The organism is Sphingomonas sp. Leaf257, from assembly GCF_001422185.1.
Classification (GTDB): domain Bacteria; phylum Pseudomonadota; class Alphaproteobacteria; order Sphingomonadales; family Sphingomonadaceae; genus Sphingomonas; species Sphingomonas yabuuchiae.
In genome coordinates this window covers 1-13,635 of sequence record NZ_LMMH01000002.1, presented here as the reverse complement: position 1 = coordinate 13,635, position 13,635 = coordinate 1, and the positions used below count along the sequence as shown (strand labels likewise).

Below are 13,635 nucleotides of genomic sequence, written 5' to 3'. Positions count from 1 at the left end.
GAACCACTATATGTTGTGGACGGCGGGTTACGGACAGTTGCCCCAAACCCGCCGTAAAAGCCCAAAAACGGCGCGCGATCGGCGTGCCGGGCATGGCGCGAGCGGTTCGGCCGGGACGGGCATGGGCCTGCAACGGCGGGTTTCGAGGGTCGATAACGGCGGGTTTAAGCCTAACCCGCCGTGGCCAGAAACCGCACAATTCTGCGGGGTTCGCCGGTGTAACGGCGGGTTACGGACAGTACGGCGCGTTTTCTAACTTGAGCCCTTATGTGCGCGCTTGGGCGGGCGCGCGGGCTCATTCCCTTATAACTATCCCAACTATCCGTAGAGAAAAGAGACACAAGATGTTGGATAATATGGAGGCCGAATCGATCGATCCCCGCGCCGCCCGCGATCGTGGCGAGTTCCTGGCCTTCGCTGATGTGGAGGGGCGATTGATCAAGGCGGTGCGGTTGTGCTGGCGGATGCCGGGCGGTCGCTGGCCGTTCGCCAGTGACGGGCCGTGGCATCTGATCCAGCGCGAATGGTCCGACTGGTCGGCGCATGAGGAAAAGCCGGTGCCGCGCCTGCCTCTCGCTCGATATGAGATTGCCGAGCGTGATGAGGCTGTAGCGTGGCTTCGCCTGATCCCGGTTGATGATGATCGGCGGTTGGTGGTGTTGGCGGTGACGCAGCTGGCCAAGGGCGGTCAACGCGCTCGGGTGTCGTGGAAAGAGATGGCGGGGCAGTTCGCGGGACTGACCGCCGATACCCTTCGGATGCGATATAGCCGGGTCATGGCAGCGCTTACGGTTCGCGTGAACGCGGCAAAGGCCTAAGAATGGCGGATTTCCGCGTCCGTAGCCGTCAAGCCGGTTTTGTTCCGTACCGCGAAATATCGCTGTTCGTTTACGGACCTTTGCGAGCGTATTTCTAGCTACGTTGGGGACGGGCCTTTAGCGGCGCGGCTTCCACTCCTCCCTCAGCCTTTCAGGGCGGCGCGGCTTCGGCCTCGCCGCCCTTTCCTTTGGTGGTGTATGGTCAAACTGACTGGACTGAAGCCGCGCCTGAACGGGTTGCGGTCACGGATCGGCCGGGACGCGCCCAGCACGCGGGTTGAGCGGGACAGGGAGCGGGACGCCCAGCCGTGGCGGCGCTGGTACAAGACGGCGCGATGGCAGCGCCTGCGCATGGTCATTCTCACGCGCGATCTGTTCACCTGCCAATGGCCGGGGTGCGGTCGCGTCGAGCCTGACACGGCCAAGCTGGTCGCGGACCACCGCGAACCGCATCGGGGCGATGAGGCCATGTTCTGGGATCAGGACAACGTGTGGTGCCTCTGCAAGCCCTGCCACGACAGCGCGAAGCAACGGCAGGAGCATCGCACCCGCTGACAGGTGGGGGGTGGGGCCAATCTCTGGGACGCCCCTGCCCTTAGACCGCAACCGCTCTCACGCAGGGATTTTTTTGTAGTGGCCGAGGATTTGGATGTCGATCTGTTTGGCGATCCCATCCAGTTGGACAGGGAGGCCCGTGGAAGGCCTGAGCATAAGCGGACCAAGGCGAACTCCAATAAGGTCCTGTTGGCCTTCGCACGCGGCCTAAGCGAGAAAGAGGCGGCAACGGCGATCGGGGTGTCCGTCCCGACGCTGCGCAAACATTATTTTTCTGAATGCGCTAAGCGTAAAGACGCCCGCCTGCGCATGGAAATGACGCAGCTGGGCCGCCTGAATGACGCGGCCGCTGAAGGCAACGTCACGGCCGAAAAGGAACTCTTCAAGCGCCTGGACAAAGGGCACCTTGAACAGGTCGCGGATCGCGTCGCGAACCGGGGCACGAATGGAGCGCCACCGAAGGCCGCGAAGCCGGGGAAAAAGGTGGCGGCCCAGCAACGGGCATCTGAGGTTCGCGGTAAGTATGCGCCTCCACCTGCGCCCAGGCTCAACAGCTGATGGGCTTGGAGTGGTCGACCGCCTGCCCCGATTGGGAACGGCGGATCGTCGCGGGTGAATCGCTGATCGCGATGGAGCCGCTGTTTCCGGATGAGGCGGAAGCCGCGCTGGAAATCTTCAAGGGTCTGCGGATCGTCGACGTGCCGGGAATGCCGACATTCGGCGAGGCGTGCGAACAGTTCGTCTTCGACTTCGTCGGCGCGATTTTTGGGGCTTACGATGCGGAGGCGGGCAAGCGGCTGATCTGGGAGTTCATGCTCCTGATCAGTAAGAAAAACGCCAAGTCGACTATCGCGGCCGGGATCATGGTCACGGCCCTGATCCGGAATTGGCGTCATTCGGCCGAATTGCTAGTGTTGGCCCCGACCAAGGAAGTCGCGGACAACGTCTTCATCCCGGCAGCGGGCATGGTTCGCGCCGATCCCGAACTTATGGAAGTCCTCTACCCGGTCGATCACGAACGGAAAATTCGGCATCTGGTCAACAACTCCGAACTGAAGGTGGTGTCGGCTGATGCGGGCGTGGTCAGTGGGAAAAAGGCCGCCTTCGTGCTGGTCGAAGAGTTATGGCAGTTCGGCAAACAGGCCAGTGCGTCCGCCATGCTCATGGAAGCAACCGGCGGGCAGGTGTCGCGCCGCGAAGGTTTCACCGTCTATCTGACGACGCATAGCGATGAATTGCCGCGCGGCGTCTTCAAGGATCGGCTTGATCAGTTCCGGGGCATCCGGGATGGCAAAATCGTCAATAAGCGAAAACTGGGGATGCTCTATGAGTGGCCACAGAAGATGCTTGATGATGAAGCCTATCTCGATCCCGACAATTTCTACATCACCAACCCGAACATAGGCCGTTCGGTCGACACGGAGTACATTGAAGAGAAACTGGCAGAGGCCCGCGCAGGCGAGCCGGGGGATTTGCAGAAATTCCTAGCCAAGCACCTGAACGTCGAGATTGGCACCCGCCTTTTACGGGATCGGTGGACCGGCGCGGACTTTTGGGATGCGGCGGCCGATACGGCGCTGACGCTTGATGACCTTATCCGCCGATGTGAGGTCATCGTGGCCGGGATCGATGGCGGCGGGCTGGACGATCTTTTGGGCCTCTGCCTGATCGGCCGGGAAAAGGGCTCGAAACGCTGGCTGGTTTGGTGCCGGGCATGGGCTTGGTCTGTCGTTTGGGAGCGGCGCAAGGATATCGCCACCAAGCTGGACGAGCTGGTCGCGGAAGAAACCCTACTCAAGTGCGTCATGCCCGATTGTGTCGTCATCGACCTGGAGGCTGACGACGACGAGGAAGGCCAAGAGTTGACCGAGGATGTGCGCGGCGTCGTGGATGCCCTTTGCCGCGTCCGGGATGCCGGGTTGTTCCCCGAAACCGGCGCGATCGGGCTGGACCCGGTGGGCGTGTCGGCCATCGTGGACGAACTGGTCGCGCGGGACTTCGACCCCGACAATCAGCTGCGGTCGATCGGACAGGGTTACAAATTGAGCGCTGCCATCAAGGGCGCGGCCCGCAAGGTCGCGGCCCGGACGCTGCGCCATGAGGGCAAGGAACTCATGCGCTGGTGCGTCGGCAACGCGAAGATGGAGCCGCGCGGCGCAAGCGCGGTGGCCATCGTGAAGGCCACGCCGAGCGCCAAAATCGACCCGCTGGCCGCGATGTTCAACGCGGTGATGCTGATGACGGAAAACCCGGTCGCGGCCGGTTCATTCGAATATACAGGGATTTAATCATGGGATTTATCGATCGCGCCCGGAACGCGGCGCGCGCGCTCCGGGCCGATGTGTCCCCTGTCGCCCCTGCCCAGTCAGGGTTTCAGCCTTCCGGCGACGGCCTGCCAATCCGGGGCGACGCGGCGCAGTCCGCCCCGATCGCAGGCGCGGACGGTCTGAACGATCCCAAGGGGATGACCGTGCTGAACCTGTTGGGTGGCAATCGGTCGGGTGCCCCGATGGGCGAGGCGCGGGCCATGAGCGTCCCGGCCGTACTGCGGGCGCTGGAGGTGTTGTGCGGGCTCTTTGCGATGACGCCCGTTCATTACTACCGCAACACCCCGGACGGCAAAGAGCGGGTCGACAACGCGCCCCAAGCCCGGATGCTGTCGACCAGCGCCAACGCCGTCCAGCCCGCCTATCTGCTCAAAGAGTTGATGATGGGCGATCTGCTGATGCGCGGACGCTTCGGGGCCTTCATCCACCGCGACGAACTATACCGCCCCAAGGCGCTTAGCCGACTGGTGCCGGATGGGATCGCGCCGGTTCAGCATTGGGACCGGCAAGACGGGCTGGAAATGTTTTACGACGCCCAGCTGCCGGACGGATCGCGTGATCGTCTGACCCGCAACGACCTGTGGTTCGTGCCGGGGTTCAGCCGTGACGGTCTGGTCGGTATCGATCGGCTGAAGCTGCTGGGCAACACGTTCGAGTCGGCCGCGTCGACCAGCGATTTCGCCCGGCGGTTCTGGGAGAACAACGCCCAGCCGTCGACCATTCTGACCACCAAGGCCAAGATTGACCGGCCGGGCAAAGAGGCGATCCGGTCCGACTGGCAACAGCGCTTTGCGGGGCCGCAAAATGCGGGCTCGGTCGCGGTGCTGGATCAGGAAATGGACGCCAAGTTTCTGGCCCATGACAACAAGGCTTCCCAGTTTATCGAGTCGCGGGGCTTTGGAGTTCTGGAGGTAGCGCGGGCCTTTGGTGTTGCGCCGCACGTCCTGTTTGAACTGACCCGTGCGACCTTTTCGAATATCGAGCATCAAAGCCTCGAATTGTACCTGTATTCGATGCTTGCCCACTTCGAACGTGGCGCGGCCCACATGACCCATCAATTTGCGGATGAGGGTCATTTCTTCGAGTTCATGCCCGAGGCCATGCTGAAGGGCGATATCCTGACCCGCTATCAGGCCTACGCCGTCGCGATCGACAAGGGGATCATGAACCCCAACACGGTCCGGCGGAAAGAGAACATGAACGACCGGCCGGGCGGTGACGAATACCGCGTCGGATCGGGATCGCAGATTGAAGGGCAGCAACCAGCCCCGCCGCCCCGGCCGCTTCCGGCACCCCAACAGACCGAGGAAGACGAATGAACCACCATGTTTTGGCCGCGATCCGGTCCGAGCCGTGGGCGATCGTGCCCGCCTATCTCGATGCGATTGAGGCCATCGCCCTGCGGGCCATGGATCATCCCGCCGTTCTTGCGGTCGAACGGGACGGCCATGAGGCGCGGTTCGCCGATGCAACGGCGCGGATGGGGGAGCGGGCACCGGGTACGCGGACGGCCGCCCTTCGCGATGGCGTCGGCATCGTGCCTATGTTCGGGCCGGTCTTTCCCCGTGCCGGGGGACTGGCCACGTCTGGCGCAACGACGCTCGACGCCGTGGCGGCCGATCTGCGGGCGCTGGAGGCCTCGCCGGAGGTGCGCAACGTCCTGATGACGATCGATAGCCCCGGCGGTGCGGTGTCGGGAATCCACGACTTTGCCCGTTTCGTCGCCAACTTTTCCAAGCCATTGGCGGTGCATGTGTCGGGCCAATGCTGTTCGGCCGTGTACTGGATCGCCAGTCAGGCGTCGGGCGGGATCAGCCTTGATCCAACCGGCGTGGTGGGTTCGATCGGCGTGTGCATGTCGACTTCCTATCAGGAAGGGCCGGACATGTCGGGGCGGCGGTCGATCGACATCACCAGCACCGGCGCGCCGAACAAGCGGCCGGACCTTTCGACGGAGGAAGGCCGGGCCGCTCTGCGCTCGACGCTCGACGCCATCGAATCCGTGTTCATTAGCACCGTCGCCAAGGGGCGCGGTGTCTCTGAAGCTACCGTCCGGGCCGATTTCGGCAAGGGCGGCACCCTGACCGGGAAGGACGCAAAGGCGGCCGGGATGGTCGACCGCGTGGAGGCCGATGGCCTTGACGGGGCGATCCGACGGCTTGCCCGAACCGCCCCTCCGGCAGCGCCCCGGCGGGCCGCCGCGGCGAACCACCTGGCCTTGGCGCAAGCGCGCGCCGGGCTGTAATCCACCAAGGAGAATGACGATGCGCATTACCGCGCTACGGGCAAGTCTGGCGGCCGAAGTCCAGTCGATGGAAGCGATCCTCGACGCGGCCGCGAACGATAACAACCGTGACCTGACCGCCGAGGAACAGACGGCGTTCGACAAGCACAAGACCGAGGCGGATCGCCTTCAGGCGGCGGTGGGCCGCGAAGAATCCATGCTGGCGCTGAAGGCGTCGGCCGCGCAGCCGCTGAACGTCGGCGGTGCAGGCGCGACGGGTGCGGGCGGTCGTGTCCCTGCGGCCGTGCAGGAAAAGCTGGAGCCCGGCGTCATGGTCGGCCGCATCGCTCTGGCCGTGGCGGCCACGGGCGGCAACGATCAGCGTGCCATGGCGAACCACGCGCAGCAGGTGTTCGGTGATGAAACCGGGCAGATTGTCGCCAACATGGAACAGTCGACCAACACCAAGGGCGGCTATCTGGTCGACACGGCCTATAGCCGTGATTTCATCGACCTGTTGCGCCCCCGCGTCGTCATCCGCAATCTCGGTGCGCGATCGGTGCCGATGCCGGACGGCAACCTGACGATGCGCAAGAAGACGGCCGGAACGCAGGCTGGCTATGTCGGTGAGCGCGTCCCCGCCCCGACGACCGACATGAAGGTCGGCCAGCTGAGCATGACCGCGAAAAAGCTGATGGCGCTGGTGCCGATCACCAATCAGCTGATCCGCCGCGCCAGCTGGGGCGTCGACCAGATGGTCCGTGACGATCTGCTGGAAAGCGCGGCCGTGAAGGAAGACCAGCAGTTCCTGCGCGGTGTCGGTAGCGACCTTGCGCCAACCGGCGTCCGCTACCTCGTTGCGGCGGCCAACGTGCTGGCCATGAGCGCCAATGCCAACCTGACCGGCGTCACCTCCGATCTGGGCCGCATGACGCTGGCGGTGAAGAACGCGAACGTCCCCATGATCAACTGCGGCTGGGTCATGAGCCCGCGCGTTCGTGAGTTCCTTGCCGGTCTGCGCGATGGCAACGGCAATATCGTCTATCCGTCGATCGAAGCGAACAACACGCTGAAGGGCTACAAGATCGGCGAAACCACCTCCGTTCCCGACAATCTGGGCGCAGGCGGCAACGAGTCGGAATTGTACTTCGGCGACTGGTCGCAATTCCTGATCGGCGACACCTATCAGGTGGCCATCGCCGCCTCCGATACGGCTGCTTATGACGATGGCGGTGTCATCCGGGCGGCGTTCTCGAATGACGAAACGGTTATCCGCCTGATCGAAGAGCACGACACGCAGCTGCGCTACGATCGCGCAGCGGCGGTGCTGACGGGCGTGACCTGGGCTCCGTAAGCGTCTCGCCCTTTCCTCAATCTTATGACGGCGGGTCCGCGATGCGGGTCCGCCGTCGCCATTTCTGGAGGACCCTATGGCGGTCAAATTTCTGAAATCCACTCAGGTCGGCACCATCTACAACACGGATGAAGTGGCGGCGTTCGATGCCCAGACCGAGAAAGAGCTGATCGAAGCCAAGTCGGCCGAGGAATACAAGGAACCCAAGAAGGCCGCCCCCGCCGGGGCGCAGGCCTGACGGATCGCGGGCGGGGTACGCAGCATGGCGGAAATCGTCTCGCTGACCACTGCCCGCGAATGGCTGAAGGTCGATGACGAAATCAGCGACAGCCTGTTGCAGTCGCTGATTTCCACCGCCGTTCAGTTCGTCGCGGACTATATGGAGCGGCCTTTGACCGGGGAGCGCGGATGGCCGGACGGCCAGCTTCCCCCGCCCGTGGTGCATGGCATTCGGGTGGCGCTGATCGACCTGTTCAACAACCCCGAGAACCCATTTTCCAACCTCACCGCACTTACGGCGCTGGTCGGCCCCTATAGCCGTCCATCGGTAGGTTGATGGCTGGCAAGGATCAACAGGCCGCTTTTCGGCCCAATAAGCGCGTCCAGCTGGAGCGCCCCGAGGCGGATAAGTCCTTTGGGGGTGCCGGGTTGGGCAAATGGGTATCCGTGACCAACGGCAAGATTTGGGCAGAGGTTCGCGACACGCTGCCCAGCCGGGGCGAGAATCTGGCGGAAGGCCTGACGATCGCAAAACGACCGGCGCGCATCCGCATCCGCTACCGGCCGGGGCTGACAGCCCGGATGCGGTTCATTGTCGATGGGCGGGTGCTGCAAATTGTCGCGGGACCGGCCGAAATCGGGCGGCGTTATCTAATCGAGTTCATGGCCGAGGAAAGCACCCCGGCCGGGAACCCGGCCTGACGTGGCCAAGATCACGGGGCGCGATACGGTTAAGCGCTATATCGCCGCGATCCCCGACTATTGCCGGACCAATCTGCTGCCCGGCGCGGCTCGCGCGGCCGGGAAAGTCATCGCCGAGGAAGCGCGCGATCGGTGCGAGTCGGAGCGCGTAGCGGCGGATATCGTCGTGAAGGCCCGCGCCGTCTCGGATGACACGATCCGCGTCGTCGTGACGGTCAAGCGGGGCTTCAGCTATTCGCTAGGCGTCTGGCTCGAATACGGGACTGCGCCGCATTTCATCGCAGCCGTTGGCGGCGTTGGCGCGCGAAAGCTGAATGAGAAACTGAAGGACACAAAGGCCAGCCCCACCCTTGTGATCGGTGGGCGGCCGGTCGGGCCGGAGGTCTTTCACACCGGATCGCGCGCCTTTCCGTTCCTGCGCCCGGCGCTGGACGTGCGGCCGGTCGGGCCGGAGGTCTTTCACACCGGATCGCGCGCCTTTCCGTTCCTGCGCCCGGCGCTGGACGTGAAGGAAACCGAGGCGATCCGCGCCGCGCAAAAATACATCACCACCCGCCTGAGCCGGAAAGGCCTGGCCCCCGACGACATGGACGAAGACGCATGAGCGACCAGCCTATCCCCGACGTGATCGACGGGGCGACGATCATCGGCGCGGTGTTGCAGGCCTATGCGCCGCTGCTGGCGCTGGTTGACCGCGACAGCATCAAGGGCGGCCGCCTGTCCGGTGATGAACCCTTGCCCGCCCTGCTGGTCCGCACGGTCAGCGTCGTGGACCGCAAGCGGCTGAAGCGCAGCACGACCCGGCGCTGCACCGATCGCGTGTCGGTGACGGTCCGCGCAGTCAGCTGGGCGCAGCAACGCGCCGTGATTGGCTTGGTGGCCGACGCGGGCGCGGATCGCACCGGCAAGATCGGGGGCGGCCTGAACGTGTCCATCCTGCTCGCTGGGCGCGGGCCGGACGTGAATGGCCCCGGCGACACCTACGAACAGGCCCAAGATTTTCGCGTCACTTACGACGCCCTCACTGGAGCATGACCATGACTGATACGACGACCGAAGCCCCCAAGTTCAAGGCCAAAGCGCTGCGCGATTTCACCGACGCAGGCACCGAGACCAATTACGTGAAGGATCAGGATTTGCAGCTGACCGCTGGCGAACTGCTGAACCTGACGCTGGCCGGTCTGGTCGAAAAGGTGGCCGACGCCCAGCCCGACGAGGGCAAGACCAAGGGCAAGGCGGCCAACGCCTGATCCATCCCGCCGCTTAACAGGAGCAACACACTATGACTTCGCAGACTGCGGCGGGCACCATGCTCGCCATTTCCGCCGGTACGCCCGGCACTCAGGACAAGGCCGGTTTTGCCGCGCTGTCGTATCTTGTGATCGGGCAGGTGGAAAAGCTGGGCACGTTCGGCACCAGCTTCGCCAAGGTCGAATTTCAGCCGATGAAGGGCGCCAAACAGAAGTATAAGGGCTCGCCCGATTATGGCGCGCTGTCGCCGACGATCGCGCTCGACAGCGCCGATGCCGGGCAGACCCTGTTGCAGACGTCGGGCGATGACGAAAGCCAAAAGCTCTATTCCTTCGCCGTCACCTATCAGGACGGCGCGATGCGCTATTTTCAGGGCCGCACCTTCGGGATGCCCGAAACGGCGGACGGTGCCGACACCATGCTGACCGCTGCCCCGGCTATCGAAATCTGCACCAAGCCGGTGAAGGTCCCCGCCCCCGCCTAACCCCCTTCCGGCTCCAGCCGGATCATGAGCATCGGCCCGCCCCGCGTTGCGCGGGACGGGGCGGGTCGGTGCATCCCGCGCAATCCCGCCGCAAAGAGGTTTCCAATGCTCGATATCACCACCANCATCGGCCCGCCCCGCGTTGCGCGGGACGGGGCGGGTCGGTGCATCCCGCGCAATCCCGCCGCAAAGAGGTTTCCAATGCTCGATATCACCACCAAGGCGATCAGCACCGCCGCGCCGCTCCACCTGAAGGATGCCAGCGGCAATCTGATGTTCGACGGCGACCTGCCCGTCCGTATCCACCTCTATGGCCCCGCCTCGCCGCAATATGCCCGGATCGAAGAACTYCAGACGCAGCGCGCGCTGAAGCGGGCGCAGGACAATGAGGGCAAGCCGTCCGCCATGTCGGCCGATCAGCGGCGCGAAACGACGGCGGAAGACTATGCGGCCGTCACCGTCCAGTTCGAGAATTTCACCTATCCCCCCGCTGGCGAYGCCACGGGCGCGGACCTGTACCGCGCCACCTATGCCGATCCCGCGTTGGGCTTCATCGTCAACCAGATTACCCGGTTCCTGGCTGACTGGGGAAACTTCAAGCGAGCGTAGGCCAAGGCCTGACGCTCTACGTTCGGCAAATGGCGTGGNTTCATCGTCAACCAGATTACCCGGTTCCTGGCTGACTGGGGAAACTTCAAGCGAGCGTAGGCCAAGGCCTGACGCTCTACGTTCGGCAAATGGCGTGGCTGGCCGCCACGCCAAAGCCCGCCGAGGGGTCCAGACGGGCCGAACGGTGGGAAAAGGCCCCGGYCGCCACAAAGCGCAGCCGGGCCGAGAGCATGGGGAAAAAGGCGGCGGAAAACGCCATGCCGCCCAATCCCATGCCGCACCTGATCGAACGGTTCATGGAAATGGGCATGGTCGAAGCGGCKGGCATGGGMACSGTCGCCCTTRGCTGGCCKACGATCGCCGCATGGTCGCATATGACCGGGGTGCGGCTCTGCCCATGGGAGGCCCGGCTTATTCGCCGCCTGTCYGTCGAATATCTGGCGGAAGGGCGGCGGGCCGAGGCAGAGACCTGCCCTGCCCCGTGGAAGGCCCCGGTCAGCAAGGCCGAGATTGACGCGGAACGGGCCGGGCTGGAGCGGTTGNAAGGGCGGCGGGCCGAGGCAGAGACCTGCCCTGCCCCGTGGAAGGCCCCGGTCAGCAAGGCCGAGATTGACGCGGAACGGGCCGGGCTGGAGCGGTTGYTRGGCTGATCAGCGATGATCCGTGACGTAGCGCTTCAGCACGTCGTCCAGACGGGATTGCCAGCCCGCCCCGGTCGCTTCGAAATAGTCGACCACCTCCGGGGACAGCCGGATCGTCTTGGGGATTTTGGTCGGCTTTTTCTGGGGGCCGCGCACACGTCGCATTTCGGCCGCCATGGCGGGCAGCGCTTCGGCGAACGGCCGGGCGCTGGCCAGCTGGGCGTCGGTCAGTTCGGGGTTGTCCGACACGGCATCCATGTCCGCTTGGGTGTATTTCGTCATTCCACCAATTTCCTTTCCTTGGCGCTGGCGGGGCGGGCCGAGATGATCGAAAGCCCTTCGGTGCCCAGCGTGGCGAAAATCACGGTGATGACGCCGTTCAGGCGTCCAACCGCGAACCAGCGGCCTTGTTTCGCTTCGCCGATCATCGCGGACAGGAAGAACGCTTCGTCTATATCAGCGAAATCAATGCCGTGCTTGGCAAGGTTCGCGGCGCGCTTCGGTTCGTCCCATACGATCATCATGGGCTTTTTGTACGCACGAAAAGCCTAGGCGTCAACATAAATTGTATGTACAAATAGGGCTGTCCGTTCGGGCGGCCCATTTTCTATGGAACGTAGCAAATGGACGGTTTCGAAAATGCTGCGCTTGGCGTCGGCTTCAACATCAATACCGGACAGTCCTTTGCCGACCTAGAACGGCTGGACGCGGCTATCGATCGATCCACGGCCAATGCGGTCGAAGAAATCGGCCGTGTTGAGCGCGCGTCGGCCGGAATGCTGAATTTGAGCGGTGTGCGTGTAGGCATACAGACGATTGGCACTGATTTGCCTCAGGCAACGCGGGCGGCGAATCGCGAAATTGCCTCGCTGGAAAAAATGGCGGAGCAGCTGACCAGCCGCATTGAGAAACAGAGCGACGCATACGGCAAGACCCGCGAAGAGTTGCGGCTGAACAAAGTCGAAACGATGGCACTGGCGGCAGAGCAAAAGGGCCTCATCGAATTGGCGGGAAGGCTGCGCGCGGCCGAAGCTGAATTGTCGGGCAAGGAATTGGCGGCCGCGCGGCGTGCCCGGTTCGAAGCCGAGGCGCTGGCGCAGGCCCGCGCCGAGGCAGAGGCCAAGGCGGCCGCCGAGGCGGCGCGGGAGCGTGCGCAGGCAGAGGCGGCGCTGATCGTTCAGTTGCGGGAGCGCGCCCAGCTGCAAGGCCTGCTGGAACAGAATTTCGGGTTGAACCAGCCCCGTGCCACCGATGCCGGTGCGACCTTCAGCGCGCTGGCGGCCCGTGCGGCCGAGGAAGAAGCGCAGGCCCTGCGGTCGGCTACCCTCGCCCACCAAATGTTCGAGGCGCGGGTTAAGGCGGGCGTGACCGCGATGCGGGAGCATGAGGCGGCCGAGATTGCCGCGACGCGGGAACATGAAAACATGGCGTTCGGGGACCAACCTCCGAGGGGGCGCGCGCCACCGATGGCGGTGCGACCTTCAGCGCGCTGGCGGCCCGTGCGGCCGAGGAAGAAGCGCAGGCCCTGCGGTCGGCTACCCTCGCCCACCAAATGTTCGAGGCGCGGGTTAAGGCGGGCGTGACCGCGATGCGGGAGCATGAGRCGGCCGAGATTGCCGCGACGCGGGAACATGAAAACATGGCATCGGCGGCCGAGCGGCTGCGCGCGTCGATCGATCCGGCCTATGCCGCCCAGTCCCGGTTCAACAAGGAAATCGGAGATGCGCGCAAACTCGTTTCGGCGGGCGCGATCGGACTGGACGAATATGCGGCCAAGCTGCGGATGGAACAGCGACCCGGACGTCGAGTGCGTCACCTGCGAGTTGAACGCCGTCCTTCACCTCGACCNTATGCCGCCCAGTCCCGGTTCAACAAGGAAATCGGAGATGCGCGCAAACTCGTTTCGGCGGGCGCGATCGGACTGGACGAATATGCGGCCAAGCTGCGCATGGAACAGGCGCTGCTGGACCGCGTGACGGCTTCGCATGAGGACATGACCGAGGCGCAGCGCCTGACCGCCTATGAGACGCTGAACCTCACGCGCAATCTGGCTGACGTGGGCGTGACCGCCTCCATGGGCATGGACCCGTTCATGATCCTTGTGCAGCAGGGACCGCAAATTTGGGATGTTTTTCAGCAGATTGAGGCGCGCGGGGGCAGCGCGGCCGCCTCGATGCGCCAGCTGGGGCAGGACGTGCTGAAATATGTCGTCGACGGCTTTGCCAAGATCGCGCCCTATCTGACGCCCACCAATGTGCTGCTGGCGGGCACGGCTCTGGCCGCCGTCGCGGCGGTTCGTGCGCTGGGCGAATATGGCATCGCCATGCAGCGGCTGGAGGGTGTCGCGGCCGGACTTGGCCGCACCTCCGGCCAGACGGCGCAGCAGCTGGAGACGTTCGCCGAGGCCGCCGCATCGGCGGGCAATCGGTCGCTGTCGGCCACCCGCGATAG

At 64.3% G+C, this 13,635-nt stretch carries 18 protein-coding genes; 16 read left to right on the top strand and 2 right to left on the bottom strand.

Annotated elements, in window-relative coordinates; genetic code table 11:
• Positions 1-344: 344 nt before the first annotated feature.
• The 14 genes from ASF14_RS03145 (at position 345) to ASF14_RS03085 (ending at position 9,934) form a co-directional block, all read left to right on the top strand.
• Positions 345-818: a hypothetical protein gene (locus tag ASF14_RS03145; RefSeq protein ID WP_156361014.1), complete on the top strand. Its 474-nt coding sequence runs from the start codon at positions 345-347 to the stop codon at positions 816-818.
• Between the two features lie 198 nt (positions 819-1,016).
• The gene (locus tag ASF14_RS03140; protein ID WP_056431489.1) at positions 1,017-1,373 is read left to right on the top strand and encodes an HNH endonuclease; all 357 of its coding nucleotides are present in this window, start codon (positions 1,017-1,019) and stop codon (positions 1,371-1,373) included.
• Between the two features lie 78 nt (positions 1,374-1,451).
• Positions 1,452-1,931: a hypothetical protein gene (locus ASF14_RS21990; RefSeq protein WP_201780531.1), complete on the top strand. Its 480-nt coding sequence runs from the start codon at positions 1,452-1,454 to the stop codon at positions 1,929-1,931.
• The gene (locus ASF14_RS03130) at positions 1,931-3,661 is read left to right on the top strand and encodes a terminase large subunit (RefSeq protein ID WP_082442052.1); all 1,731 of its coding nucleotides are present in this window, start codon (positions 1,931-1,933) and stop codon (positions 3,659-3,661) included. Before ASF14_RS21990 ends, ASF14_RS03130 begins: the two co-directional genes overlap by 1 nt.
• Positions 3,662-3,663: 2 nt before the next feature.
• On the top strand, positions 3,664-5,019 hold the full coding sequence (locus ASF14_RS03125; RefSeq protein ID WP_056431485.1) for a phage portal protein: 1,356 nt from the start codon (positions 3,664-3,666) through the stop codon (positions 5,017-5,019).
• Positions 5,016-5,945, top strand: coding sequence for a S49 family peptidase (locus ASF14_RS03120; protein ID WP_056431482.1), 930 nt, complete (start codon positions 5,016-5,018; stop codon positions 5,943-5,945). The genes ASF14_RS03125 and ASF14_RS03120 overlap by 4 nt, the downstream gene beginning before the upstream one ends.
• 19 nt (positions 5,946-5,964) lie before the next feature.
• A complete protein-coding gene (locus ASF14_RS03115) occupies positions 5,965-7,278 on the top strand; it encodes a phage major capsid protein (RefSeq protein WP_236696911.1) in 1,314 nt (437 codons plus the stop codon).
• 76 nt (positions 7,279-7,354) lie between these two features.
• Positions 7,355-7,516, top strand: coding sequence for a hypothetical protein (locus tag ASF14_RS21240; RefSeq protein ID WP_156361013.1), 162 nt, complete (start codon positions 7,355-7,357; stop codon positions 7,514-7,516).
• 24 nt (positions 7,517-7,540) lie between these two features.
• The gene (locus ASF14_RS03110) at positions 7,541-7,834 is read left to right on the top strand and encodes a head-tail connector protein (RefSeq protein WP_056431475.1); all 294 of its coding nucleotides are present in this window, start codon (positions 7,541-7,543) and stop codon (positions 7,832-7,834) included.
• Positions 7,834-8,199 carry a phage head closure protein gene (locus ASF14_RS03105; protein ID WP_056431472.1) on the top strand — a complete coding sequence of 122 codons (366 nt, stop codon included), beginning with the start codon at positions 7,834-7,836 and terminating at the stop codon, positions 8,197-8,199. The genes ASF14_RS03110 and ASF14_RS03105 overlap by 1 nt, the downstream gene beginning before the upstream one ends.
• A gap of 1 nt (position 8,200) precedes the next feature.
• Positions 8,201-8,803 (top strand): hypothetical protein, encoded by a 603-nt coding sequence (locus tag ASF14_RS03100; RefSeq protein ID WP_056431469.1) that lies wholly within the window; start codon positions 8,201-8,203, stop codon positions 8,801-8,803.
• Entirely contained in the window at positions 8,800-9,234 is a 435-nt protein-coding gene (locus tag ASF14_RS03095) for a hypothetical protein (RefSeq protein ID WP_056431467.1), read from the top strand. Before ASF14_RS03100 ends, ASF14_RS03095 begins: the two co-directional genes overlap by 4 nt.
• Before the next feature lie 2 nt (positions 9,235-9,236).
• Positions 9,237-9,449 carry a hypothetical protein gene (locus ASF14_RS03090; RefSeq protein ID WP_156361012.1) on the top strand — a complete coding sequence of 71 codons (213 nt, stop codon included), beginning with the start codon at positions 9,237-9,239 and terminating at the stop codon, positions 9,447-9,449.
• Between the two features lie 32 nt (positions 9,450-9,481).
• Positions 9,482-9,934, top strand: coding sequence for a hypothetical protein (locus ASF14_RS03085; RefSeq protein WP_056431461.1), 453 nt, complete (start codon positions 9,482-9,484; stop codon positions 9,932-9,934).
• 1,259 nt (positions 9,935-11,193) lie between these two features.
• Here the strand turns inward: ASF14_RS03085 and ASF14_RS03070 are convergent.
• Together ASF14_RS03070 and ASF14_RS03065 are read right to left on the bottom strand one after the other, a co-directional pair.
• Positions 11,194-11,466 carry a BrnA antitoxin family protein gene (locus tag ASF14_RS03070; protein WP_056431455.1) on the bottom strand — a complete coding sequence of 91 codons (273 nt, stop codon included), beginning with the start codon at positions 11,464-11,466 and terminating at the stop codon, positions 11,194-11,196.
• Positions 11,463-11,708 (bottom strand): BrnT family toxin, encoded by a 246-nt coding sequence (locus tag ASF14_RS03065; RefSeq protein WP_056431452.1) that lies wholly within the window; start codon positions 11,706-11,708, stop codon positions 11,463-11,465. Before ASF14_RS03065 ends, ASF14_RS03070 begins: the two co-directional genes overlap by 4 nt.
• A gap of 99 nt (positions 11,709-11,807) precedes the next feature.
• Here ASF14_RS03065 and ASF14_RS03060 point away from each other — a divergent pair, with 99 nt between their 5' ends.
• Positions 11,808-12,767 carry a hypothetical protein gene (locus ASF14_RS03060; protein WP_056431448.1) on the top strand — a complete coding sequence of 320 codons (960 nt, stop codon included), beginning with the start codon at positions 11,808-11,810 and terminating at the stop codon, positions 12,765-12,767.
• 266 nt (positions 12,768-13,033) lie between these two features.
• The coding region (locus ASF14_RS03055) for a phage tail length tape measure family protein (RefSeq protein ID WP_236696910.1) at positions 13,034-13,635 on the top strand (602 nt) is incomplete at both ends.

Excerpts from the sequence above, each read along its gene's own strand:
- ASF14_RS03105 (WP_056431472.1), top strand. The coding sequence starts at position 7,834 with ATGGCTGGCAAGGATCAACAGGCCGCTTTTCGGCCCAATAAGCGCGTC.
- ASF14_RS03060 (WP_056431448.1), top strand. The coding sequence starts at position 11,808 with ATGGACGGTTTCGAAAATGCTGCGCTTGGCGTCGGCTTCAACATCAAT.
- ASF14_RS03090 (WP_156361012.1), top strand. The coding sequence starts at position 9,237 with ATGACTGATACGACGACCGAAGCCCCCAAGTTCAAGGCCAAAGCGCTG.
- ASF14_RS03065 (WP_056431452.1), bottom strand. The coding sequence starts at position 11,708 with ATGATGATCGTATGGGACGAACCGAAGCGCGCCGCGAACCTTGCCAAG.
- ASF14_RS03120 (WP_056431482.1), top strand. The coding sequence starts at position 5,016 with ATGAACCACCATGTTTTGGCCGCGATCCGGTCCGAGCCGTGGGCGATC.
- ASF14_RS03140 (WP_056431489.1), top strand. The coding sequence starts at position 1,017 with ATGGTCAAACTGACTGGACTGAAGCCGCGCCTGAACGGGTTGCGGTCA.
- ASF14_RS21240 (WP_156361013.1), top strand. The coding sequence starts at position 7,355 with ATGGCGGTCAAATTTCTGAAATCCACTCAGGTCGGCACCATCTACAAC.
- ASF14_RS03145 (WP_156361014.1), top strand. The coding sequence starts at position 345 with ATGTTGGATAATATGGAGGCCGAATCGATCGATCCCCGCGCCGCCCGC.
- ASF14_RS03110 (WP_056431475.1), top strand. The coding sequence starts at position 7,541 with ATGGCGGAAATCGTCTCGCTGACCACTGCCCGCGAATGGCTGAAGGTC.
- ASF14_RS03125 (WP_056431485.1), top strand. The coding sequence starts at position 3,664 with ATGGGATTTATCGATCGCGCCCGGAACGCGGCGCGCGCGCTCCGGGCC.
- ASF14_RS03085 (WP_056431461.1), top strand. The coding sequence starts at position 9,482 with ATGACTTCGCAGACTGCGGCGGGCACCATGCTCGCCATTTCCGCCGGT.
- ASF14_RS03130 (WP_082442052.1), top strand. The coding sequence starts at position 1,931 with ATGGGCTTGGAGTGGTCGACCGCCTGCCCCGATTGGGAACGGCGGATC.
- ASF14_RS03070 (WP_056431455.1), bottom strand. The coding sequence starts at position 11,466 with ATGACGAAATACACCCAAGCGGACATGGATGCCGTGTCGGACAACCCC.
- ASF14_RS03115 (WP_236696911.1), top strand. The coding sequence starts at position 5,965 with ATGCGCATTACCGCGCTACGGGCAAGTCTGGCGGCCGAAGTCCAGTCG.
- ASF14_RS03095 (WP_056431467.1), top strand. The coding sequence starts at position 8,800 with ATGAGCGACCAGCCTATCCCCGACGTGATCGACGGGGCGACGATCATC.